A 22,036-nucleotide genomic window follows, 5' to 3' on the forward strand; every position below is an offset into this window, starting at 1 on the left:
GCCTCCCCGACGCGGGCCGGGGTGCCTCCCCGCTACTCGGCGGCGGAAGCGGAATCCGTCTCGTCACGGTTGGCGAGGGCGCGGGTGACGTCGTCGCGCCGGACGACCATGCGCCCGTGGGACTTGTACGGCTCGACCTCAGCGGCTTCCAGCACGCCCTTGAGGTCGGTGAACGTCCAGTCTCCGTAGGCGTCTTCACCCAGGATCGCCAGCCGCTTGAGCACATCGCTGGTGAGCAGCCGGGGCGCGTCGCCGATCACGGACGCGATGTCGGCGAGGGCGTCGCGCTCCTCGCCCCGCTCGACGACGTGCAGGGTGGTGACCCCGTCCCGCAGGGCCTTGGCCCGCTCCGCGATCTCGACGGCCGGGTCGTCGTCGATGAAGTGGGTGCGCACTGTGATGAACGTCTGTCCCTTGGGCGTCTCGATGCCGTCGGAGGTGACGACCAGGGTTCCCTTGTCCAGGCCCTGGCGCAGCATGTGCGGGGCAGCGCCGTCCTCAACGGCCTTGTCGCCCAGCGCCATCTTCGACTGCGATTCGCTACCCAGCACGAGGGAGGCGCGAGTGTGGGCACCCTCGCGGACCAGCTTGGGAAGGTTCTGATCGGTCGGGTCCTGCGTTCCCTGCCACATCAGCACGTCGACCGCACGGCCCTGGTTGTGAATCTCGCGGACGGCCATGAAGTAGCGGCTCGTGGCCTTGGACCCGCCGTAGGGCCGCTTGTCCTTGCCGACGGCCGGGCACATGAATGCCTTCTGCGCTTCGTCCACGAGGACGATGAGCGCTGGGAACGTTGCGGTCGGGTCGGCGCGGCGCACCTCGATGCGGCGGTTCATCTCGACCACCGCGTCCTCAACCATCTCGGTGACCTGGATTACGTGGTCATCGGACGGGCCCTCGATCAGGACCTCGGCGATGCCGTCGAACATGCTCCAGTCCCCGACGCCCTTGAGGTCCCCGATCCAGAACTCCACCGACCGGTCGAGGGCCAGCCACAGGGCCAGGGCGCGCAGGGCAGCAGTCTTGCCCTGGTTCGACCGGCCGGTGACGAGCAGGTGGCGCTGATACACGCTCAGCTCAGCAGCGTCGCCGCGCAGGCCCTGTCCCCACGGTGCCTTGCCAGTCTTGTAGTTCGCGGTCACCGTCTCGTCGGTGACCAGCGGGGACGGGCCGATCGGCTCATCCAGCGCACCCGAGTCGGCGATCCACAGACGGACCGTGCGGGCCGCCTCGGGGATCGTGATGAACACCTCGTGCTCGTGCCGGGTCAGGTTCTCCGCCAGCTTGCGGCGCCGGTTCTGAACCTCGATCGTCGACACCCCGGACGGAAGCGTGACATCGACTTCGACACCGCATCCGGCGATCGTGATCGGGGAGAGCATGGAAGCGCCGGCGTCGCCCATCTCCTTGATGGCGTTGCGCAGCGGGGACACTCCGAGGTCACGCAGGGCCTTGACCACGATCGACGGTGTGATCGGCTCACCTCCGCCGGATCGGGCGTTGGCGGGAAGAGCCCAGTTCGGGGCGGCTTGCTGCTTGCTGCCGACGGCCCACAGGGCGAGCAGGGCCAGGAACGGGCCGATCGTGATCGCAGGCCCCCACACCACCTGCACGATGGTGATCATCAGGCGGATGAACTCGATCACGGCCATGATCGGGGTGATGACGTCGTGGGCGTCCTTGTTGGCGATGGCCAGCACCACCCCGAGCGTGACCAGGCCACCAATGCCCATCCCGGTGCCGACCAGCACGCCCCGGGCCGCCTCCACCGGGGAGTGCAGCAGGTCCATACGGCGGCGGTGGCGGGCGTCGCGGTAGCGCTGCCCGCGTTCCTCCCACTCCGCGGCCATCTCGTGGTTCCCGGCAGCCTCGGCGGCGCGCTGCATGCGCTCGTATGGGGCGGCGGTGCGGCTATCCCAGGTGCGGCGGGCCACGATCCGCGCCCCGCCCACCACGTAGAGACTGTGACGGGCGGCGGCGCGAGCGGCGGTCCGGGTGTTCTCGTGCGTGGCGGCGGTCCTGATAGCGCGGCCGGACCGCACCCACAGCGGCGCCACCGACGGCGCAGCCGGGACGGGCGGCGCCTCGGGCATAGGCGGGACCAGGGTCAGAGTCGGGCGCGCATCGCCGACGACGGGCGGGTCGGTGTCCTTGGTGAGACGAACGACGGTGTCGCTCATGACGGGAAGACTCCTGACTGCGTGAGCAGGGCGGGAAGTTGAGGGGGCCGGGGCGGCGGCATGCGGGACGCCGCCCCGGCCAGAGAGAGCGGGTCAAGCGGTGGTGACGGGGCCCGCGGCGGGCGTGGTCACCACCAGCGGGAGGACTTCTTGGCGGCCTTCGCCTGGGCGGCCTCGGTCACGAGCCGCTGCCGCTCGGTCTCCAGGGCGGTGATTTCCGCGATCAGACGCGTCTCGGCCGCGTTCCAGGCCGTCTCCAGCTTCCGATCGGCACGGTCGGTGCTACGGCCCCGCACCACGCGGTAGGAGCCGCCCGCCAACGCGCCGACGATGGCGCGACGCTCACGGCCGTCCAGCGGCCACATCTCCCGCTCGCGCACAGCTTCGAGCTTGCGCGTGGTCAGACGGATCTCGCGGTCCAGGCGGCGGGTGTCAGCCTTGCTCATGGTCAGCCCCTCTTCGGGTACGTGTGGCCGGCGGGCGGTTGGGTGGACTTGTTGGCGCACAGCGCGTGGCCGACGACCTGCTCGAACTCGTCCACAGGCCGGTCGGGGTCCAGGGAGTCACCGAGCAGGGACATCAGGACCTGAGCGCGGATGCGGTCGTCTTCGGCGGTCTCACGACGGATGCTCATCAGGCAGCCACCGCCCCGGCACTCCCGTCGGCGGCGCGCTCGGCGAGGAGCGTGTCCCGCAGCATCCGGGCGTTCTTCGGGGACGTGCGGATCGCGCGGCGGATGCCCTCTCCGGTGATCTCCGCGTCCGGCCAATCGGCGGTCGCGGCGCGCGCCTCGGTGAGCAGTTGCTCGGGGGTGCGCTTGGGTTGGGTCGACTTTGCAGCGTCGGGGACGCGGTACGTCGCACGGTGGGGGCGGGTCGACTCAGCGGCCACCGATCGAGCCTTGTCCGATGCGGCGGGTACCGGTTCGACGGGCGGCGTGATGGCGGGCAGAGGCTTGCCGGGAAGGGTCGACTTCCCCAGCGTGACCGGCGCCGGATCGGGCATCGGCAGCCGCGTCAGCGTGATCGCGACCGGAGCCGATCCAGGCTGGTCAGCCGTAGACCGAATCCTCTCGGTCTCAGTAGATTCCTCCGCATTCATGCTCTCGGTGTCCGCCGGGCCGATCGGGTCGACCGGCGGCGTGGCGGGCAGGTCGATCGGGGCGGCGAACATCCCGGCCAGCGCGGCGTTTGCGCCGTCCGTGACCCGATCCCGCTGGACGTCGACCAGCCGCGTCCCCAACGAGTGGTCACCGGTGCCGACCTTGCGGGCCAGCTTCCACGACCGCTTCTCCGCCTTCTCCCGTTCCTTCTCGTCGGGGTGGTTGGCGACGACGGCCCGGTGATAGGCCAACTCGCGGACGACAGCCGCCGTGCGGGCCTCGGCTTCGGCGTCGCGGCCGTCGGTGTGGACGACGATCCGGCGCGCGAGGAAGGCCATGCCCTCGGCGGACACGCACATGCCCATCGGGGTCACGGCGTAGATCACGGTCCTGCCAGCGTCGGGGCCTGCCATCGCGGCCATCACGGACGCGGCGGCGGGGAGCGCCCACAGCCCGAGACGGACGACCCGGGGCGAGGACTGCCCGAGCATGGTCAGCCCGAGCAGGACTAGACCGAGTACGGCGGTGGCGCCCTCGCCTGCGGCGACCGCACCGAGCGCGGTCCCGGTGCCGTAGGCGTGGCCGATGTTGCTGAAAGTGCCGTACCCGCCGATACCGCCGACGGCGGCCATGATGCCGAGTGCGGTTCCGAGCACCGCCTTCTGTGAGCGTGTCAGTTCTTTGTGGTTCATGCCTTGCCCCCGATCGTGAGCAGGGCGGCGAGGATGAGGAGGGCCCCGCCGGCGTAGGTCAGGTCGACCGCGCGGCGCAGGCAGGTGAACTTGGCGACGGCCAGCCGGGACAGTCCGGCGATGTACGCAGCAAGGTCACGCGAGACGGCATCGCTGATCTCGTCGGGGGTGAGGGTGGCCCACAGCGGGAAGCCGTGCCCGCCGCCCAGGTTCGGGCGCACCGAGCGCAGCAGCAGCCCCGCCGCGGCGACCAGCACGACCATGCCCAGACCGCCCGTGAGAGCGGCGGGCAGGGTCAGGGGGAGGTCGCGGGCGACCGTCCAGGCGCCGGCCAGCACCGCGCCGACGAACGCCAGCAGCAGCGCGGTCTTACTGTCGGTCCGCGCGATCTCCGCCTTCACTTCGGCGTGGGCGGCGGTCAGGTTCGCCTCGCGGACGGCGCTCATGCGGCATCCCCCGACACGGTCACGGCGGCCGTGCGGTTGGCCAGGGCGCACCGCTCGGCGAGCACCCTGCGCTCGGCCCGGCGGATACGGCGGGCGTCCAGCTCGGTCGGAGTGCGGTCCAACATGATGATCTGCACGTCCAGCAACTCGACCTCCGCCAGGATTAGCGAAGACTCAAGCTCGATCGCATCCAGCTCCGCGTCCGTTGGCTCCATGAACGGAGCGAACGCGGTAACAGCTTCCTGAACAGTGACGATGTGGCTCATTGGGTCGTGTTCCTCTCACATGTGAACGGCCCGAACAGCGGCCCCGGTGTTCCAGCACCGGGGCCGCGCGCCGTTGAAGTCGGTAGATCCGGCTCCCCTCAGCGCTGCTCGTACGAGACGAGCAGCGGAGGCAACCGGCCGCAGCGGTCAAGCTGCGGAGGGGTCGGGTCGCGCTGTACCGCACACAGGGGCAGAACCTGTGCACGCCCGCCCTCTTGCTCACGAGGTGGGGCGGGGCTCCCTCGGCACACTCTGTTGAGTTCTCAAGCCAACCGACGCTTCCTTCGAGCCCGTTTCACGGAGCCCTCCGGGCGGTACGGCAATGCCGTACGTGACACCCCATCCGACTTGTCTGGAGGAGTGCCTGGGCAAGAGATTGCACGAGTCAGGCTTGGAGAGTCAAGCCCCCTGGTCTAACTTGTACGGAGGAGTCGGAGCAGAGGAGATGCCTTGGCAGCACGACGCGGTATGACGAAGGCTCAGGAAATCGCCTACGACCTGCGGGAACAGATCCTGTCTGGCGCGCTGTCAGCGGGTGAGGCCCTGCCGAGCGAATCCAAGATGATGAGCCAGTACGGCTACAGCCGAGAGACCATCCGCACCGGCGTGCGCCTCCTGATCGAGGAAGGCTTGGTCGTCACTGGGCAGGGACAGGGCAAGTACGTCCGCGAGAACTACCCCCCTGTCGTCTGGAACTGGACGACGTTGGAGAGTCGGAGCCGCCACGCGAACGCCGTGGAAGGGCGGACCGCCGGCGACCAGTGGGCGAGCGCAATTGCGGAGAACGGGAACGCTCCCCGCCAAGAGATCGCAGTGTCGATCGTTGTGCCCCCGCCCCACGTTCGCGAGCGCCTCGCGCTTCCCGAAGGTGGACTGGCCGTGGTGCGCAAGCGCGTCCGGTTCATAGACAACCGGCCCTATGCACTCGCCGACTCGTACTTCCCTCAGGAACTCGTGGTCGGCACCCCCCTGATGGAGCCCCGAGACGTCTCCGCGCCCGGCGGCATCCTCGCCTCCGTGGGACTCGTGCAAGCCAAGTACGTGGACGAAATCTCAGTCCGTATGCCGACTCACCAGGAAGCGGAGCAACTTGGACTTCCCGCAGCCACTCCAGTCGCAGAGCACACCCGAACGGGCTATGACACGGACGATCGGCCCCTCCGCTGCATGGTCACCATCCTCCCCGGAGACAGGCACAAGATCCTCTATGAAGTCAGTACGGACTGAGTACCTCCGCCCCGCAGCGGCGGAGGACGTGCCCGCTCTCCTGGCCCTACGAGCAGAAGCCGAAGGGTGGCTACGGACCAAAGGAACCGACCAATGGAGCGACCCGGAGACCGGCGAGCGGGCCATCTCGAAGTGGCGCGCGAGCATAGACGAGGGGCGGGCGTGGGTCGTCGTCGGTGAGCGTGACCAAGTGCTCGCCACTGTGAGCCGTGGCCCCGTCGACCGGGACTTCTGGACCGATGCCGATCGCCCCGAAACAGCGCTGTACCTCTACAAGCTGATCGTCGCCCGGGAGGCTTCCGGCCAGCAGCTCGGAACACGGCTCATCGACTGGATGTCCCGCCTCGCCGCCCTGGAGGGGCGAACCTGGGTACGCATCGACACCTGGCGCACGAACACCGGTCTGCACGCCTACTACGAGGAGCTTGGCTTTCGGCACGTCCGCACGGAGGCGCCGCCGCACCGGCGGTCGGGATGGCTCGCTCAGCGGGCGGCGGGTGAACTAGCCATGCCCGAAGACCTCTTGCCCGTCGGCCCGCTCGTCGGGAGCCAGAGTGGGACGCTGGTTACTGATTCCGGAGTACCGCGCCAGCGAGGCTGACACCCCAATCCTTCCACTGTCACGGACAACACCCCCGACCGTGGGAACACGGTCGGGGGTGTTGTGTTGCGCCGCCTTCAAGAGCCTCCCTAGGGCGGCTCCGCATCCGGCGTCGCGACCACGAACCCGTCATGTGTTGCGCTAAGTGGCCAGCGCTACCGTTCGCGGGGATGCCTCGTTTCCGGCCATGGCTGCATAAAGCATCCGCCATTGGGCCCATAACGGCTTCCACGGACGCATACACTCCTATGATCGAATCACGGGTGATCGGCACACGGATTCATAGCGGAGGACCATGGCGCAGTCAACGGCAGCAGCAGAACGCGCGATTGAGGGTCTCCTTGGCCATGACAGGGAAATCCTCAATCTCCGGAATGAGATACGCCAAGCGCGCATACGGCGCTTTGTGCTGGTTTCAACCTACGCCTCTGCCCCCGTACTGCTGCTTCTCCTGTTCGTTGGGAACATCGCCGCATGGGGCCGCGTCGACCTTACCCGCGTCAATATCGCGGGCATCCCAATTCTTCTCGCCCTGCTCCTTTTGTGCCTAGTTGTTCGCGCTTTCAGCACTGGCGGCGAACCCCTTGACGGAGTAGTCCTCGACGAATGGGAAGCGGGGTACGCAGTTGAGAAGAAGATTGACCTTGAGCTGGCCATCGAACGCAAGCGTCTCTCCGCAGCCTCTATAGACCTGCCAACGGCAACGCGTCGGCACATCTACCGGGAGACCGTCCCCGGAGCTATCGAGCAGTACCGAGCTGACGGACTGCGCTATCGACGCGTCCACAACTTCTTTCAGAGTGTCATCATCATCGGTTCGCTTGCGACTTCGACGGCAGCGAGCCTTGCGGAGACTCCAGCTCCCTTCAAGTGGATCACTGTCGGCACGAGTTTCGCCGTAGGCCTCGCGGCAGGCTTCACGGGCTACTTCAAGTTTCGCGAGCGCAGCTTCCACCTCCAGCAGACGGCAGACTCCATCGAGGAGGAGTACGACGCCGTCAACCTGAAGGTGGGGCGCTACAAGGGCAGCGCAGACGACGCAGCGGCCCTGTTGGAGTTCACCGAGCGTGTAGAGACCCTCAAAAACGACCAGCGCAAGCGGCAGCAGCAGCTCGATCAGCCGACAGAGACGCCAGAGGGTTAACGTCGTTGTCCCGGTCCTTGTCTAGTGCGCTGAGGGATGCTGGTGTTCACCTCCGTACGCGCACCCCCTTCTGGCCTGCCGCGCGAACGTCGCCTCCACTGCACTCGACACGACGATGTCGGTTCGCGAGGGCATCGGTCCATTCCCGGCCGCCGGCCACCCAGGCGGTCCGCAGTTCGGCCGCCTGTGCCCCTGCTACGTCCGTCGCAGGGTTGTCGCCCGCCATCCACTCCCCGGCGCTCAGCGGGGCGCCACAAGCCGCGCCAGCGGCCTCGAAGAGGGCACGCTGCGGCCTCCGTGAGCCAGATCAGGAAAAGCCATGCACGGGGATCGCCGGTCAGCTGTCATGGAGCGGACCGAACCCGTTTGGAGGGAAGCGTGCCTCAGAGCCACGAAGGAATCCTCGTTCCGGTGCAGCGGGACGCAGGAAGGTGGAGCATGCAGTGGCAGCTCAATTGCCCTGCGTGCGGGATTGCGGAAGTAGAGCAGGGGGAGGTCGGCGCCGACCACGAGGCGGTCACAGTGCATCCCGACCGCGACAGCGGCGGGAGTCCGCTCGGAACCAGAGGCGGATACGTCAGCGTGGAACTGACCTGCGCGGCAGGTCACGGCTTCGACTTCATCGTGAGCAACCACAAAGGGGCCGAGTTCATTGGGGTAGTCGCTCGTACCTGATCTCGTTGCCCACTCAACGTGCCCCCCACCCTTGTAGGCACGGCTCTTTGGATGAGACTACTGCCCCCGCTCTGCATCTCCCGGAGCAAGCAGTTAAGAGTGGGGGCGGCATGGTTCAGGTAGCCGGGAGCGGCGAACCAGCACTTCTGTAAAAGTTTGGTAATGCTGTGATCGCGCCGAACGGCACGCTATGGCAACGGTTGCCGCTGACTGCTACGCGCAACGCGACCCACCCCTCATTGCCTTCGTTGCCAGCGGGTGGGTCGCTGACCAGCGGCTACCACGCGCGAGCCTGGCGTCGGCGTCCCCTATCTGCAAGATGGACCCACCGCACCCGTTTAGACATTGCAATGCCATGCATGAACGAGGTACGGGGAATGCGCAGTTCAGCCCACCCTAATGCAACATGTATTGCATAGTTTGCAGCGTTTCTCTGGAAAATCAGCAAAGAATGAGTGGATGCGAGGCCTGTGGCGCCTGAGTCACTCTAGGTAGGCATCAGGGCGGCGTGGCCAAAGTAAAGACGGCCCCCGCGGGAACGGGAGCCGCCCTGACCTGTCCTTAGCGTGAGAAAGGTCAGTAATGACAGTACCGACTGAGCCGCAGGACTTAACTTCGCAGAGGGTCGGCGCGGGGCGTCACCTCACCAGCGTGCCGCGTCATCGGAGGATGCCCCGGCGGCGTGGTTATGGAATCGGCCCTCTGAGCGGAGCCGCCAGGCAGCGAGGACTCGTCTCGGTTCTCGTCACCCTGGCGGCCTTCGGGCTCGGCGCGTTGGTTCCTCAGGATCGGATGCTTGGCGGCGCAGCTGTCGCCGCCGTGGCAGTCACGCTGACGCAATTGCTCCTCAACATCGCGGACAACCGCGGGAAGGGAGAGGGCGGCAACAGCACCGCACCGGACGGGGAGTAGCGCCATCCCTCGGACATTCGTTGTCCTGGTCATTGTCCAGTGCGCTAACGATCACTGTTGTTCACCGCCGTACGCGCACCCTGTCTGACCTGCCCGGTGAACGCGCACGTACCTGTCCGTACGGTCGCGCGCACAGTTGGAAAGCGTGTTGGGGGCAACCCCTCACGAGTTCGAATCTCGTATCCTCCGCCAGCTCAGAGGGCCGGGTCACGAAAGTGGCTCGGCCCTCTGGCGTATGTCCGTGACCCTGCTTACACCATGGTCACGGACCAGCACGTCGTGCAACTCGGCGGGACGGGACCGTGTCAGCCGGGTGGCCCACCCGAAGTGGCGGGCCGCGCGTGCGCGATCCCAGCATGGGTCATGGCCGACACACCGAGCGGTTCCCCCTGGGGGCCGGAGTACGACGACCGTCACGTCCATGGCGCACGGGACCCGCACGCGCCCAGGCCCTCCCGCGGCGACATGGAGCCGCCCTTCGAGGGGATCCTGCACTCCCTCTCCCGCGCCGCCTGGCAGGTCGTCCTGCTCACCGGCGTCGCCTCCCTGATCCTGGGGGTCGTGATCCTGGCCTGGCCGGGTCCCTCCCTGCTCGTCGCCGGGATCCTGTTCGGCATCTACCTCATCATCAGCGGCGTGCTCCAACTGGCCGCCGCCTTCGGCACGCACCGGACGACCTCGCTGCGCGTCCTGGCCTTCATCAGCGGTGCCCTGTCGATCCTGCTGGGCCTGTTCTGCTTCCGGGGGCGGCTGGAGTCGATCCTGCTGCTCGCGTTGTGGATCGGCATCGGCTGGCTGATCCGCGGGATCACCCACACCCTGGCCGCCGTCCATGACCCCGCCGTGCCCGCGCGCGGCTGGCAGGCCTTCCTCGGTGTCATCACCTTCCTCGCGGGGATCGTGCTGATCACCTCGCCGTTCGCCTCGATCGTCGTACTCACCTTCGTCGCCGGCTGGTGGCTGGTCGTGGTCGGCCTCGTCGAGATCGTCACGGCGATCCGGCTCCACGGCCACGCACAGCGGATCCCGCGCACGGTGTGACCACGCGCACCGCGTCAACTTCACGCCGCACAGATAGCCCGTGAGGGCAGTCCTTGGCCCGACACGCCGAACGGTGCGTGCATGGCGGGCACATGACCTCCCGTGAGCCCCGCCCCGCAGCACCCACGCCGCACCGCACGGCGGCATGCCTGGCTGCGGGTGCTGCTGGTGCTCGGCGCGCTGCTGTTCGCGGCGGGCGCGCCCGCGGAGGCGGCAGGGGGCGAGCGCATCGCGCCGTCCACGACCCAGACGTGCGACGCGGAACACGACGTACTGACCACACTGCGGCCCGCGAGCCTTCCGGGGCACCGCGCCCTCGCGCCGTTGCGGCCCAGGCCACGCCCCCGCGCCTGGCCGTCCGCGCCGGACCGCCTTCTCCCCGGCCCCGTAAGCCCGCCGTACTCCGGCGCGCTGTACGCCCTGCGCACCGTCGTCCTCCTGTGCTGACAGGTCCGGCCCCGCCGCCGTCCCCCGACTCAGCACTCAGCAACGCGAGGACACCGACATGCCCAGCGACCCGTACGCGGTCCTGCTCGCCCTGCTGCGAGCCGAGGCCGCGCGCAGTGCGAAGCCCCGGCCACATCCCGAGTCCCTGCCCGAACCCGAGCCCCTGGAAGACGCCCGCCCGGCCGTCCCGGCCGACAGGGACCGCGAGTAGCGGAGCGCGGGGCGGCTGTCCGCATCGGGCAGCCGCCCCGCCTCGTCCCAGGGGCCAAACGGGTGATGTTCCGGATCCACACGTGTGCGCGGCCCCGCCTGCTCGCCCGCCCGCGGACCCGAACGCGATGCGCCGAACCGCCTCTTCGCGGGTGGCGGGCACTCTCGCGACCCGGGGCAAGGCCCGGCCGACACGGTCCCGCCGCTCCCCGTCTTGGGACAACCGCTCCGCAACAGCTCCCGCTTTGCCCCCGTTTACCGCCTCTTCTCCGGCACCGCACTCCGCCGCCATGGCTGCGCCCGGAACGTCTTGGCCGGTAGGCTTTCCGTGTGATCTTCAAGCGCATCGGAAACGGCCGGCCGTACCCCGACCACGGCCGGGAAAGCACCCGGCAGTGGGCGGACGTCGCGCCGCGCCCGGTCCGCCTCGATCAGCTCGTGACGACCAAGCAGCAGCTTGATCTGGAGACCCTGCTCGCCGAGGACTCGACGTTCTACGGCGACCTCTTCGCGCATGTCGTGAAGTGGCAGGGCGACCTGTATCTGGAGGACGGCCTCCACCGCGCGGTCCGCGCGGCGCTCCAGCAGCGGCAGGTCCTGCACGCGCGGGTGCTCGAACTCGACTGACCCGCGTACCCGGTGGACCCGGCGCGGACCCGCCCCCTTGGGCCCTTTGACCCTTTCGGGTTGGACTGAGGGGCAGTCAATGATCATCTAGTAGGCATTGCCGTCCGGGCGCACTACGCTGCGCCCATGAGCATGCTGACTCCCCCTGGCATGGGCGGCGACTACCGGATCACGGGGGACAAGTACCCGCGGATGCGCCGACCCCGGCGCCGCGGCAGGCTCGTGGTCGCGATCGTCGCGTCCGTGGCCGCGCTCAGCCTGGTCGGCTGGGGAACGCTCCAGCTCATCGATGTCTTCACGGGCGGCAGCACGGCGACGGCGTCCAGTGCGAAGGCGGACTGCCCGACGGCGGGCGCATCGCCCACGGCCGCCGCCAAGGCGCTGCCGGCACCCGCTCAGATCACCGTCAACGTCCTCAACGCCACGCCCCGCACGGGCCTGGCCAAGCAGGCCGCGGACGAGCTGAAGAAGCGCGGCTTCCGCATCGGTGACGTGGGGAACGCGACGAAGGAGTACGACAAGAAGATCGCGGGCGTCGGCCTGCTGCTCGGTCCCAAGGCGTCCCTCGACACCTCGCTGCCGGTCCTCAGCACCCAGCTCGCGCACGCGGAGCACCGTACGGACACCCGCAAGGACGCCACCGTCGACCTGATCCTGGGCGACAAGTTCACGGCGCTCACGGGCAAGGCGGACGCGGACAAGGCGCTGGCGGCGCTGACAGCACCGGCCACGGTCAAGGGCGACAAGAAGACCGGCTGTTGAGGCCGTCCCGCACGCCCTAGGGCGGAGGCGCGGTCGTCGGTACGCGGGAACACACCCCGCGGTACGCAGGAACCACGCCCCGCCCCGAACGCGACTTACTCCGCCGCTCCGTACAGCCGGTCGCCCGCGTCTCCCAGCCCCGGCACGATGTAGCCGTTCTCGTCGAGGCGCTCGTCCACCGCGGCCGTCACGACCGTGACCGGCGTCCCCGCCAGTTCGCGCTCCATGATCTTGACGCCCTCCGGGGCGGCCAGCAGGACCACCGCGGTCACGTCGTCGGCGCCGCGCCGGATCAGCTCCCGGATCGCCGCGACGAGCGTGCCGCCGGTCGCGAGCATCGGGTCCAGGACGTACACCTGGCGACCCGAGAGGTCCTCCGGCATACGCGTCGCGTACGTGGAGGCCTCCAGCGTCGACTCGTTGCGGATCATGCCCAGGAAGCCCACCTCGGCGGTCGGCAGCAGCCGGACCATGCCGTCGAGCATGCCGAGGCCGGCGCGCAGGATCGGTACGACCAGCGGGCGCGGGTGGGAGAGCTTGACGCCGGTGGTCCGGGCGACCGGGGTCGCGATCTCGACCTGCTCGGTACGCACGTCCCGCGTGGCCTCGTAGGCGAGCAGGGTGACGAGCTCGTCGGCGAGCCGACGGAAGGTCGCGGAATCGGTGCGCTGGTCGCGCAAGGTGGTGAGCTTGTGGGCGACCAGGGGGTGGTCGACGACGTGGAGACGCATGCCCCCCACAGTAGCCGGGGGCCCCAGGCGCCCACCGAGCCGCATGGGTCAGCGCACCGCCCCGCCCCGAAACCGGTTCGTTCTGATCCGCCCCCTCACTGGCTTCCCACCCCCCATCGGAGGGAAAGTGAGAGGGATGCAATGGAGTGGTGTGCCAAGGCCCGACCGCGACTCCCCGAAGGAGCGCGAAGCACCGGAGACGGATGCCGAGCGCATGCGACGCCGCGCCCGGTTCCTGCGGGAACTCGCGGAGGCGCGGGAGCTGCGCGACCGTGTCCGCCCCCGCAGGGCCAAGGCCGCGCGCCTGCGTCGCGCCCTGCGGATGCGCACCTTCCGCTGGTAGCGACGCGGCCGTCCGGGGTGGTCGTACGACCACACGGCCCCGGTCCGCGTACGATCCGCTCGTGGCGGCGACGAGTGCGCGGTGAGTGAACTGCCTTGAACGGAGTATCCGCGGTCGAAACGGCAGACACAGCGAGCCGAAGACATCCCTGGAACGCCTTGTTTCTGCCACGATTCCGGGTGGGTGGGGCTCGGAGAAGCACTCCCCGCCCGTAACCTCCGCCGGGGGGACCCCCAACCGGCACGCCTATGACCAGTGGGAGAGTCACGGTGTACTTCGCCGCACTGCTCGCGCGCACCGAAGACGGGTGGGAAGCGAGCGACACAGAGCTCGATGATGTGGAGACCCTGTCGGACCTCACCGACCTGGCCCGCGAGGCCTCGGTCGACGACGACACGGTGCTCGTGCTCATCGAGCAGGAGGACACATGGTTCGGCCTCGTCCGCGTGGACGGCGAGGACGACCCTCGTATCTACGTTTCGGACGCCGCGGCCGCGGCCCGCAGCTCGTACGGCGAGATCCTGCTCACGGACGAACTGCTCGGAAGGGAGCCCGGGGACGACGACACCGACCTGGACTCCCTCGACCTCGACGGTACGGAGGACGGTGAGCCCGAGACCGCCGACGACGAGGACGGCGACGGCACGGACACCGCCGTACCGCACACCCCCCTGGGGGACAGCGAGATCCTCGACGACCTCGGCTTCGACGAGCCGCGACTGCGCCTCCTCGGCGCCCAGGACGCCCTCACCGCGATCGCCGACGCCCTCGGGGCCTCGGACGTCCTGGAGACCGTCCGTTAGGTGCGCCAGGTGACCGAGGGGAGTTCGACCGCCGATCCGGTACGCGATCCGTGGCGGGCCGCGATGCGGCTCGCCCTGGACGAGGCCGGCCGGGCCACCGCGGGCGGTGATGTACCGGTCGGCGCCGTCCTGCTCGGCACGGACGGCTCGGTGCTCGCCACCGGGCACAACGAGCGCGAGGCGACGGGCGATCCGACGGCCCACGCGGAGATCCTCGCGCTCCGCCGGGCCGCTGCGGCGCTCGGCGAGTGGCGGCTGTCCGGCTGCACGCTCGTCGTCACCCTGGAGCCGTGCACGATGTGCGCCGGGGCGCTCCAGCAGTCCCGGGTGGAGCGGGTCGTCTACGGCGCCCGCGACGAGAAGGCGGGCGCCGCCGGATCGCTGTGGGACCTGGTGCGCGACCGGCGCCTCAACCACCGCCCGGAGGTGATCGAAGGGGTGCTCGCCGACGAGTGCGCCCGGCTCCTCACGGACTTCTTCCGGACCCGCTGAGTCCTCGCCCCGGATGATCTTCGGAAACTGATTTCAGCGCATGGCCCACCTTGGGGTAGGGTCTCCCTCGGTAGCGTGTCCGAGCGGCCGAAGGAGCTCGCCTCGAAAGCGAGTGTGGCGCAAGTCACCGAGGGTTCAAATCCCTCCGCTACCGCCGAAGAAGGGCCCCGTCTCAGGACGGGGCCCTTCGTGCGTGCGGGACGGTGTGCGGCGTGCGTGCCCGCGCCTGGCGCGGAGGTGGGACGGGGGTGCGTGAGGGTACTCGCCGCTCGCGCAGTACGCGGCACCGCTGAGGAGAACGCGGGCGCCGTCGGGGGAACGCGGCACCGCTGGGGAGGCGGTCGCGGGGGAACAGACCGCCTCCCCCCCCCATTGAGGAGGGACCCCAAGTCCGCGCCACGCCTTGGGCAAGCCTGCGGCGCGGACCCCGCAGTGGGGTCCCGTCCTCGGGCCCCCCGGCTCCTGCCAGATCCGGTGGACAGACCCATCCTGCCGCCCTTACCCGCCGCACCGGGCGGACGAACGGCCCCGTCCGTTGGGCCATTGGTCCCTGACGCTCACGGCGGAACGGACCCGGTGAGGACATAGTGCATACGTGATCTTTTGCGAGTCCCCGAACACCTGGGCGGGTTACACTCACCGCCGGCGAACCGGGCCCCGCGGGGCGTGACAGACGGGGGAGGCCGCCGGTGGCGGTACAGGGAAAGAAGATCGCGCTGTATGTGATCGTCGTCTTCGTGCTCTACGTGGTCATCACCGACCCCGCCAAGGCCGCCGACTACGTACAGATAGGGTTCGAGGGCATTTCGAGCGCCGCCAAGGCCGTCGGCCACTTCATGACGTGGGTCGCCGACGGAGCCCACTGAGCCCAGCGAGGCTCTCGCGACCGGGCGGCCGTCGTCACACCCCCTGGGAGCGCCCGTGATCCGCCACCTGGTCCTCTTCAAGCTCAACGAGGGCGTCGAGCGCGACGACCCGCGCGTCGTGGAGGGCGCTCGCGTCTTCCAGGCCCTCGGCGGCCGGATCGACGAGCTGCGCTTCTGGGAGTGCGGCTGGAACTTCAGCGACCGGCCCATCGCCTACGACTTCGCGATCAACTCCGCGGTCGACGACGCGGAGGCGCTCGTGCGCTACCTCGAGCACCCCGAGCACCAGGCGGGCGTCGCGCTGTGGCGTGAGTTCGCCACATGGGTGATCGCGGATTACGAAGTCTGAGCGACACCACGCAGGCATTCGGGGCGACACCGCTCCAGGAGCCCCTCACCGGGACGGTGGGGGGCTCCCCTATGTCATGGACCCCATGGCCGCAGGCCCCAACTCTCCTTCAACACGGGGCTATGCGGTACTTGCACACCGCGTCCATCTCTTGTGATGCTATGACCGCTTTTGACATGAATTGACGGATGTGTGGACGGATGAAGAGGTGGCGTTGACTGTGTCGGCCCGTAGTGCGCCGCCCCAGGACGAGGCTCCGGCCCCGACCCCCGACGGGCCCCAGGCCTCCGCCACCGCTGCCACCCGGCCCCAGGCATCCGCTCCGGCCGCCGCCTCGCAGGACGCTCTCTCGGACGCCTCCCCGGACGCTCCTCCGGACACCTCGCAGGACACCCCTTCCGACGCCTCCCCGGACGCTCCTCAGGACGACGCACCACAGGAGCCCCCCAAGCGCCGCGGCGCCGACACCCGCGCCCTCACCCAGGTGCTCTTCACCCAGCTCAAGGAGTTGGAGCCGGGCACGCCGGAGCACTGCCGCGTCCGCGGGGCGCTCATCGAGGCCAACCTCCCGCTCGTGCGCTACGCCGCCGCCCGCTTTCGCTCTCGCAACGAGCCCATGGAGGACGTCGTCCAGGTCGGCACGATCGGGCTGATCAACGCCATCGACCGCTTCGACCCCGACCGGGGCGTGCAGTTCCCGACGTTCGCGATGCCGACCGTCGTCGGTGAGATCAAGCGCTACTTCCGCGACAACGTCCGTACCGTCCATGTCCCGCGTCGGCTGCACGAGCTGTGGGTGCAGGTCAACAGCGCCACCGAGGACCTGACCACCGCGCACGGGCGCTCCCCCACCACCGCCGAGATCGCCGAGCGGCTGCGCATCACCGAGGAGGAGGTGCTGTCCTGCATCGAGGCGGGCCGCTCGTACCACGCGACCTCGCTGGAGGCGGCCCAGGAGGGCGACGGGCTGCCGGGCCTGCTCGACCGGCTCGGCTACGAGGACCCCGCGCTCGACGGCGTCGAACACCGCGACCTCGTACGGCATCTGCTTGTCCAACTGCCCGAGCGGGAGCAGCGGATCCTGCTGCTGCGCTACTACAACAACCTGACCCAGTCGCAGATCAGTGCCGAGCTGGGCGTCTCCCAGATGCATGTGTCAAGGCTCCTCGCCCGTAGCTTCGCGCGGCTGCGATCCGCAAACAGGATCGACGCGTAACTCACGCGAGCGAATCGCTCGCGAGGACCCTTCTCGACAGTTCTCCTCTGAAACACCCTCAGACCCCGTTTAACCAGGGCGCATTCAACTCTTCTGTGTCGACATGTCACTACAGCGTGTTGCCGACATGTGACATCCTTCCGGAAGCGCGTTTGCCGCAGCCTCCCGGCCGGTATTCAGGTGGAGGCTGCGTTCCTCCGACGGGAGCGTCCGCCGCGACCGTCCCGCGACCCAAAGGGGGTGGCATGTCCGCAGACCAGGGCAGCTCGAAGGTGCTCACGCTCATGCAGAGCGACTCGGCCACCGACGTGCTTCCGGACCTTCAGGCCCCTCAGGACCTCCCGAGCGCCGGGACACCTCCGGCCTCCGAGGCCCCGGCCCTCGCGTCCTCCGAAGCCATCGACACCCGCACCCTGTCCCGCTCCCTCTTCCTGCGGCTCGCCGCACTCGACGAGAACAGCCCGGAGCGTGCCTATGTCCGGGACACGCTCATCGAGTTGAACCTCCCGCTCGTGCGGTACGCGGCGGCCCGCTTCCGCAGCCGCAACGAGCCGATGGAGGACATCGTCCAGGTCGGCACGATCGGGCTGATCAAGGCGATCGACCGCTTCGACTGCGAACGGGGCGTGGAATTCCCGACGTTCGCGATGCCGACGGTCGTCGGTGAGATCAAGCGGTTCTTCCGGGACACCTCGTGGTCGGTCCGGGTGCCGCGCCGCCTCCAGGAGCTGCGCCTGGCCCTCACCAAGGCCAGCGACGAGCTGTCCCAGAAGCTGGACCGCTCGCCGACGGTCACCGAACTCGCCTCTGTGCTGGGCGTATCGGAAGAGGACGTGGTCGACGGCCTCGCGGTCGGCAACGCCTACACGGCGTCCTCGCTGGACTCCCCGACCCCCGAGGACGACGGCAGCGAGGGTTCGCTCGCGGACCGGCTCGGGTACGAGGACAGCGCGCTGGAGGGCGTCGAGTACCGCGAGTCGCTCAAGCCGCTGATGGCCAAACTCCCGCCCCGTGAGCGGCAGATCATCATGCTGCGCTTCTTCGCCAACATGACGCAGTCCCAGATCGGCGAGGAGGTCGGCATCTCGCAGATGCACGTCTCCCGGCTGCTGACCCGTACGTTGGCGCAGTTGCGGGAAGGGCTCATCTCCGACTGAGCGGCCCTGGTGGCCTCAAGTTGCCTGCGGGGACTCGCGGTTGACCCGGGTCCCCTTCCGGTGGGGCGGCGCGTCGGCGTGCGGCGCGCACACCGAGGCACGGGACGTGCCGTGCCCGTCCCGTGGACATGAGGCATCGCCCCGCCCGCGTCCTGTCCGCGCGAGCCGGGCGACGCCCTTCCTGCTTCGGTCTTGCTTCGTCCTACTTCAGCGCGAGCCAGGCGACCGCGGCGACGATCACCACCGCGGCCAGGACGCCGACGATCAGCCCGACGCGGGGGCCGGACGAAGCCTGCTGCTGCTGTGCGGCCGGTGGGGCCTCGTCGACAAAGGCACGGAACATCTGGGTGTTGCCCGCGGGGTCGTAATTGCCCTGGGGTCCCTGGGTGTTAGCCATGGCCCGAGACCCTAGCGAATCCGCGGGAACTGCCCAAGTGCGGGCCCCTCGTCGGAGCGCGAGCGCGGTGCGTTCAGCGGCCGGGCCGTCGCCGCCGGGCCCGCTTCGACCCGGGTGGCCGCGCCTTCGAACGCCGGGCCGGCTGCCAATATCCATCCTCACCCGCGTTCACCTGCGGGTTTACGTTCGCCAATACTTGCCTTTGCCAAGCTTTTAGCTCAGCACCCCCCATTTCATTTGCCTACGGCAACCAACCATCCTTATGGTTGCCCTAAGCAACGAACATGGAGGGGTGCGATGGCCGGCCGGGCGCAGTACGAGGAGCTGGCACGTCAGCTCAGCGCCATCGGAGCCGTGAAGAGGGGCCTCGGACGGATACTGCCGCCCGACTGCCCCGGAGGCTCGGCCGCCGTCCTGACCCTGCTCGGCCGCCACGGCGACATGCGCATGACCAGGCTGGCCGAGCTGCTCGCCGTCGACATGTCGGTCACCAGTCGCCACGTCGCGCATATCGCGGACCGCGGCTGGATCGAGCGCTCCCACGACCCGGCGGACAAGCGTTCCCGCATCCTGCATCTGACGGACGCCGGCCGGGACCAGCTCGACGAGCTGTTCCGGCGCAGCAGCGAACTGCTCGCCGACCGGCTGAGCGACTGGAGCGACGACGACGTCGCCCTCCTCATCGACCTCATGGGAAGGCTGCGGCAGAGCTTCGGCGACTGCCGCTCCGCGCCCCGGCTCGCGCAGGACGCACCCGCGACGGACCCCGTTGCCTGATCAGACCACCCGTACACCTGCATAAGGACCGTAAGCAAAGGAAGCCCATGGCAACGACCACACCAGCCGGTGTGCGGGCCCACGCCAAGCACGGGGGAGGTGCCCCGGACGGCGCACCGATGACCCACCGGCAGATCATGGAGGCCCTCTCCGGGCTGCTGCTCGGCATGTTCGTGGCGATTCTGTCGTCCACGATCGTCTCCAACGCGCTGCCGCACATCATCAGTGACCTCGGTGGCGGCCAGTCCGCCTATACCTGGGTCGTCACCGCCTCGCTGCTGGCCATGACCGCGACCACCCCGCTGTGGGGCAAGCTCGCGGACCTGTACAGCAAGAAGGCACTGGTCCAGATAGCCCTGATCATCTACGTTCTCGGCTCGATGGCCGCGGGTCTGTCGCAGAACCCCGGCACGCTCATCGCCTGCCGTGTCGTCCAGGGCATCGGCGTCGGCGGCCTGTCGGCGCTGGCCCAGATCGTCATGGCCGCGATGATCTCGCCGCGCGAGCGCGGCCGGTACTCCGGCTACCTCGGCGCCACCTTCGCCGTCGCCACTGTCGGTGGCCCGCTGCTCGGCGGTGTCATCACCGACACCTCGTGGCTCGGCTGGCGCTGGTGCTTCTACGTCGGTGTGCCGTTCGCGGTCATCGCCCTGATCGTGCTCCAGAAGACCCTGCGCCTGCCCGTGGTGAAGCGGGACGTGAAGGTCGACTGGGCCGGTGCGTTCTTCATCTCCGCCGCGGTCAGCCTGCTGCTGGTCTGGGTCACCTTCGCCGGTGACAAGTACGACTGGCTGTCGTGGCAGACGTACACGATGGTGGCCGGTTCGATCGTCCTCGGCGCGATCTTCGTCTTCATCGAGTCCAAGGCCAGCGAGCCGATCATCCCGCTGCGCCTGTTCCGCAACCGCACCATCACGCTGTCGTCGCTCGCCTCGCTCTTCGTGGGTGTCGCGATGTTCGCCGGCACGGTCTTCTTCGCCCAGTACTTCCAGTTGGCGCGGGACAAGTCCCCGACGATGTCGGGTGTGCTGACGATCCCGATGATCGGCGGCCTGTTCGTCTCCTCCACCGTCTCCGGCCAGATCATCACCCGGACCGGCAAGTGGAAGGCCTGGCTGGTCAGCGGTGGCGTCCTGGTGACGGCCGGGCTCGGTCTGCTGGGCACCATCCGCTACGACACGGCCTACTGGAAGGTCGCCGTCTTCATGGCGCTGCTGGGTCTCGGCATCGGCATGATGATGCAGAACCTGGTGCTGTGCACGCAGAACCAGGTGGAGGCCAAGGACCTGGGTTCGGCCAGCTCGACGGTCACGTTCTTCCGCTCCCTCGGCGGTGCGGTGGGTGTCTCCGCGCTCGGCGCGGTCATGGTTCACAAGATCACGGACTACGTCAAGGACGGCCTCACCGACCTCGGCCCCAAGTACGCGCAGCTCGCCTCGGGTTCCAGCGGCAGCGGCTCGATCCCGGACATGGACAAGCTGCCCGCGCCGCTGCGCACGGTCATGGAGAGCGCGTACGGCCACGGCATCGCGGATGTCTTCCTCATCGCGGCCGGCATGGCGTTCCTCGCCTTCCTGACCAGCCTGTTCATCAAGGAGGTCCCGCTGCGGACCGCGGGCGCCCTGGCGCAGACCGCCTCGTCCGAGGACACGGCGCAGGGCGCGCCGGAGGCTGCCGCCGAGGTCGCCGCCCCCGCCGCTGCCGTCGCCGCCGTCGCCGCGGAGAAGGTGTCGGGCGAGGCCACCGCCACGCCGTCCGCCTCGCCCGAGCAGGGTGCCGCCGAGGACGCTCCGCAGCCCACCGGGGGTGTCCCGGTCAGCGGCTTCGTCCGCGGCGTCGAGAGCGCCCCGGTCCCGCACGCCGCCGTCACGCTGATCTCCCTCGGGGGACGGCAGTTGGGCCGCTCGGTCGCCCAGGCCGACGGTTCCTACGCGGTGGACGCGCCGGGCGCGGGCTCGTACGTCCTGATCGCCTCCGCCGACGGCTTCCAGCCCCAGGCCTCGACGATCGTCGTGCACGAGGAGCCGGTGTCGTACGACATCCTGCTCAGCGGCACCAGCGGGCTGAGCGGGGTCGTCCGGGCCGCCGGGACCACGCGGCCCGTCAAGGACGCGATGGTGATCGTCACCGATGTGCGCGGCGATCTGCTGGCCACCGGGACCACCGGTGAGCAGGGCGACTTCTCCTTCACCGAGCTGGTGCCGGGTGCGGTCACGGTCGCGGTGAACGCCACCGGCTTCCGGCCGCGGGCACTGCCCGTCGAGGTGGGCGGCACCGGGGTCACCCGGATCGAGGTCGACCTCGACGCCGGTGCCGAGGTCCAGGGCGTCGTACGGTCCCCGCACGGCCCTCTCACGGACGCCCGCGTGACGCTGGTGGACGCGGCGGGCAACGTGGTCGGCACGGCCATGACCGGCGCGGACGGGGCGTACGCCTTCACCGATCTGGACAGCGGTGAGTACACGGTCATCGCGACGGGCTACCCGCCGGTGGCCACCGCGCTGACCCTGTCCGGACAGGGCGTCGACGACCACGACATCGAACTGGCCCACCCGGGCGAGTAGAGGTTCCCC

Annotated in this window: 27 protein-coding genes and 1 tRNA gene; 19 read left to right on the plus strand and 9 right to left on the minus strand. The window is 69.2% G+C overall.

Annotated features, from left to right (window positions below; genetic code table 11):
- Window positions 1-32: 32 nt before the first annotated feature.
- The 6 genes from ACZ60T_RS19680 to ACZ60T_RS19705 form a co-directional block, all read right to left on the minus strand.
- A complete protein-coding gene (locus ACZ60T_RS19680; protein ID WP_469667038.1) occupies window positions 33-2,180 on the minus strand; it encodes an FtsK/SpoIIIE domain-containing protein in 2,148 nt (715 codons plus the stop codon).
- A 128-nt stretch (window positions 2,181-2,308) separates the two neighbouring features.
- A complete protein-coding gene (locus ACZ60T_RS19685; RefSeq protein ID WP_469667040.1) occupies window positions 2,309-2,626 on the minus strand; it encodes a hypothetical protein in 318 nt (105 codons plus the stop codon).
- Window positions 2,627-2,628: 2 nt separating this feature from the next.
- The gene (locus tag ACZ60T_RS19690) at window positions 2,629-2,814 is read right to left on the minus strand and encodes a hypothetical protein (RefSeq protein ID WP_469667041.1); all 186 of its coding nucleotides are present in this window, start codon (window positions 2,812-2,814) and stop codon (window positions 2,629-2,631) included.
- Complete coding sequence (locus tag ACZ60T_RS19695) at window positions 2,814-3,974, minus strand: conjugal transfer protein (protein WP_469667043.1); 1,161 nt, start codon at window positions 3,972-3,974, stop codon at window positions 2,814-2,816. The genes ACZ60T_RS19690 and ACZ60T_RS19695 overlap by 1 nt, the downstream gene beginning before the upstream one ends.
- Window positions 3,971-4,420: a Pycsar system effector family protein gene (locus ACZ60T_RS19700; protein WP_469667045.1), complete on the minus strand. Its 450-nt coding sequence runs from the start codon at window positions 4,418-4,420 to the stop codon at window positions 3,971-3,973. Before ACZ60T_RS19700 ends, ACZ60T_RS19695 begins: the two co-directional genes overlap by 4 nt.
- A complete protein-coding gene (locus ACZ60T_RS19705; RefSeq protein ID WP_469667046.1) occupies window positions 4,417-4,686 on the minus strand; it encodes a DUF6284 family protein in 270 nt (89 codons plus the stop codon). The genes ACZ60T_RS19700 and ACZ60T_RS19705 overlap by 4 nt, the downstream gene beginning before the upstream one ends.
- A gap of 450 nt (window positions 4,687-5,136) precedes the next feature.
- Here ACZ60T_RS19705 and ACZ60T_RS19710 point away from each other — a divergent pair, with 450 nt between their 5' ends.
- The 3 genes from ACZ60T_RS19710 to ACZ60T_RS19720 all read left to right on the plus strand — a co-directional run bounded on the left by ACZ60T_RS19710 (window position 5,137) and on the right by ACZ60T_RS19720 (window position 7,658).
- Complete coding sequence (locus ACZ60T_RS19710) at window positions 5,137-5,913, plus strand: GntR family transcriptional regulator (RefSeq protein WP_469667047.1); 777 nt, start codon at window positions 5,137-5,139, stop codon at window positions 5,911-5,913.
- 28 nt (window positions 5,914-5,941) lie between these two features.
- A complete protein-coding gene (locus tag ACZ60T_RS19715) occupies window positions 5,942-6,514 on the plus strand; it encodes a GNAT family N-acetyltransferase (protein ID WP_469667048.1) in 573 nt (190 codons plus the stop codon).
- Window positions 6,515-6,809: 295 nt separating this feature from the next.
- Window positions 6,810-7,658: a DUF4231 domain-containing protein gene (locus tag ACZ60T_RS19720; RefSeq protein ID WP_469667050.1), complete on the plus strand. Its 849-nt coding sequence runs from the start codon at window positions 6,810-6,812 to the stop codon at window positions 7,656-7,658.
- 46 nt (window positions 7,659-7,704) lie between these two features.
- Here ACZ60T_RS19720 and ACZ60T_RS19725 read toward each other — a convergent pair whose 3' ends face one another.
- Window positions 7,705-7,902 carry an HAD hydrolase-like protein gene (locus ACZ60T_RS19725; RefSeq protein ID WP_469667358.1) on the minus strand — a complete coding sequence of 66 codons (198 nt, stop codon included), beginning with the start codon at window positions 7,900-7,902 and terminating at the stop codon, window positions 7,705-7,707.
- Window positions 7,903-8,096: 194 nt separating this feature from the next.
- Between ACZ60T_RS19725 and ACZ60T_RS19730 the strand changes: the two genes are divergently transcribed.
- From ACZ60T_RS19730 to ACZ60T_RS19755, 6 genes are all read left to right on the plus strand, one after another.
- Window positions 8,097-8,333 carry a hypothetical protein gene (locus tag ACZ60T_RS19730; protein WP_469667052.1) on the plus strand — a complete coding sequence of 79 codons (237 nt, stop codon included), beginning with the start codon at window positions 8,097-8,099 and terminating at the stop codon, window positions 8,331-8,333.
- 1,275 nt (window positions 8,334-9,608) lie between these two features.
- Complete coding sequence (locus ACZ60T_RS19735) at window positions 9,609-10,286, plus strand: HdeD family acid-resistance protein (protein WP_365629064.1); 678 nt, start codon at window positions 9,609-9,611, stop codon at window positions 10,284-10,286.
- A gap of 102 nt (window positions 10,287-10,388) precedes the next feature.
- Window positions 10,389-10,733, plus strand: a complete 345-nt coding sequence (locus tag ACZ60T_RS19740; RefSeq protein WP_469667053.1) for a hypothetical protein — start codon at window positions 10,389-10,391, stop codon at window positions 10,731-10,733.
- Window positions 10,734-10,791: 58 nt separating this feature from the next.
- Window positions 10,792-10,944 (plus strand): hypothetical protein, encoded by a 153-nt coding sequence (locus tag ACZ60T_RS19745; RefSeq protein WP_365629058.1) that lies wholly within the window; start codon window positions 10,792-10,794, stop codon window positions 10,942-10,944.
- Between the two features lie 329 nt (window positions 10,945-11,273).
- The gene (locus ACZ60T_RS19750) at window positions 11,274-11,570 is read left to right on the plus strand and encodes a type II toxin-antitoxin system VapB family antitoxin (protein WP_004943146.1); all 297 of its coding nucleotides are present in this window, start codon (window positions 11,274-11,276) and stop codon (window positions 11,568-11,570) included.
- 126 nt (window positions 11,571-11,696) lie between these two features.
- Window positions 11,697-12,332 (plus strand): LytR C-terminal domain-containing protein, encoded by a 636-nt coding sequence (locus ACZ60T_RS19755; RefSeq protein ID WP_469667054.1) that lies wholly within the window; start codon window positions 11,697-11,699, stop codon window positions 12,330-12,332.
- A 95-nt stretch (window positions 12,333-12,427) separates the two neighbouring features.
- On the opposite strand, the gene upp is transcribed toward ACZ60T_RS19755, so the two are convergent.
- A complete protein-coding gene (upp, locus tag ACZ60T_RS19760; protein WP_365629052.1) occupies window positions 12,428-13,063 on the minus strand; it encodes a uracil phosphoribosyltransferase in 636 nt (211 codons plus the stop codon).
- A 136-nt stretch (window positions 13,064-13,199) separates the two neighbouring features.
- Between upp and ACZ60T_RS19765 the strand changes: the two genes are divergently transcribed.
- The 8 genes from ACZ60T_RS19765 to ACZ60T_RS19800 all read left to right on the plus strand — a co-directional run bounded on the left by ACZ60T_RS19765 (window position 13,200) and on the right by ACZ60T_RS19800 (window position 18,289).
- Window positions 13,200-13,406: a hypothetical protein gene (locus ACZ60T_RS19765; protein WP_469667055.1), complete on the plus strand. Its 207-nt coding sequence runs from the start codon at window positions 13,200-13,202 to the stop codon at window positions 13,404-13,406.
- Window positions 13,407-13,675: 269 nt separating this feature from the next.
- Window positions 13,676-14,209 (plus strand): tRNA adenosine deaminase-associated protein, encoded by a 534-nt coding sequence (locus ACZ60T_RS19770; RefSeq protein WP_365629209.1) that lies wholly within the window; start codon window positions 13,676-13,678, stop codon window positions 14,207-14,209.
- 63 nt (window positions 14,210-14,272) lie between these two features.
- Window positions 14,273-14,701 carry a tRNA adenosine(34) deaminase TadA gene (tadA, locus tag ACZ60T_RS19775; protein ID WP_365629206.1) on the plus strand — a complete coding sequence of 143 codons (429 nt, stop codon included), beginning with the start codon at window positions 14,273-14,275 and terminating at the stop codon, window positions 14,699-14,701.
- A 69-nt stretch (window positions 14,702-14,770) separates the two neighbouring features.
- Window positions 14,771-14,855 (plus strand) — tRNA-Ser (locus ACZ60T_RS19780).
- 535 nt (window positions 14,856-15,390) lie between these two features.
- On the plus strand, window positions 15,391-15,567 hold the full coding sequence (locus ACZ60T_RS19785; RefSeq protein WP_252426540.1) for a hypothetical protein: 177 nt from the start codon (window positions 15,391-15,393) through the stop codon (window positions 15,565-15,567).
- A 55-nt stretch (window positions 15,568-15,622) separates the two neighbouring features.
- Window positions 15,623-15,916 (plus strand): Dabb family protein, encoded by a 294-nt coding sequence (locus ACZ60T_RS19790; RefSeq protein WP_365629046.1) that lies wholly within the window; start codon window positions 15,623-15,625, stop codon window positions 15,914-15,916.
- A gap of 208 nt (window positions 15,917-16,124) precedes the next feature.
- Window positions 16,125-17,132 carry an RNA polymerase sigma factor SigF gene (locus tag ACZ60T_RS19795; RefSeq protein ID WP_469667057.1) on the plus strand — a complete coding sequence of 336 codons (1,008 nt, stop codon included), beginning with the start codon at window positions 16,125-16,127 and terminating at the stop codon, window positions 17,130-17,132.
- Between the two features lie 245 nt (window positions 17,133-17,377).
- Window positions 17,378-18,289, plus strand: coding sequence for an RNA polymerase sigma factor SigF (locus ACZ60T_RS19800; RefSeq protein WP_365629040.1), 912 nt, complete (start codon window positions 17,378-17,380; stop codon window positions 18,287-18,289).
- 202 nt (window positions 18,290-18,491) lie between these two features.
- Here the strand turns inward: ACZ60T_RS19800 and ACZ60T_RS19805 are convergent, their stop codons facing one another.
- Entirely contained in the window at window positions 18,492-18,686 is a 195-nt protein-coding gene (locus ACZ60T_RS19805; RefSeq protein WP_365629037.1) for a hypothetical protein, read from the minus strand.
- Between the two features lie 297 nt (window positions 18,687-18,983).
- Between ACZ60T_RS19805 and ACZ60T_RS19810 the strand changes: the two genes are divergently transcribed.
- Complete coding sequence (locus ACZ60T_RS19810) at window positions 18,984-19,463, plus strand: MarR family winged helix-turn-helix transcriptional regulator (protein ID WP_469667058.1); 480 nt, start codon at window positions 18,984-18,986, stop codon at window positions 19,461-19,463.
- A gap of 119 nt (window positions 19,464-19,582) precedes the next feature.
- A complete protein-coding gene (locus ACZ60T_RS19815; RefSeq protein ID WP_469667359.1) occupies window positions 19,583-22,027 on the plus strand; it encodes an MFS transporter in 2,445 nt (814 codons plus the stop codon).
- Window positions 22,028-22,036: the final 9 nt, after the last annotated feature.

This window comes from Streptomyces sp. NPDC104371 (assembly GCF_055583785.1).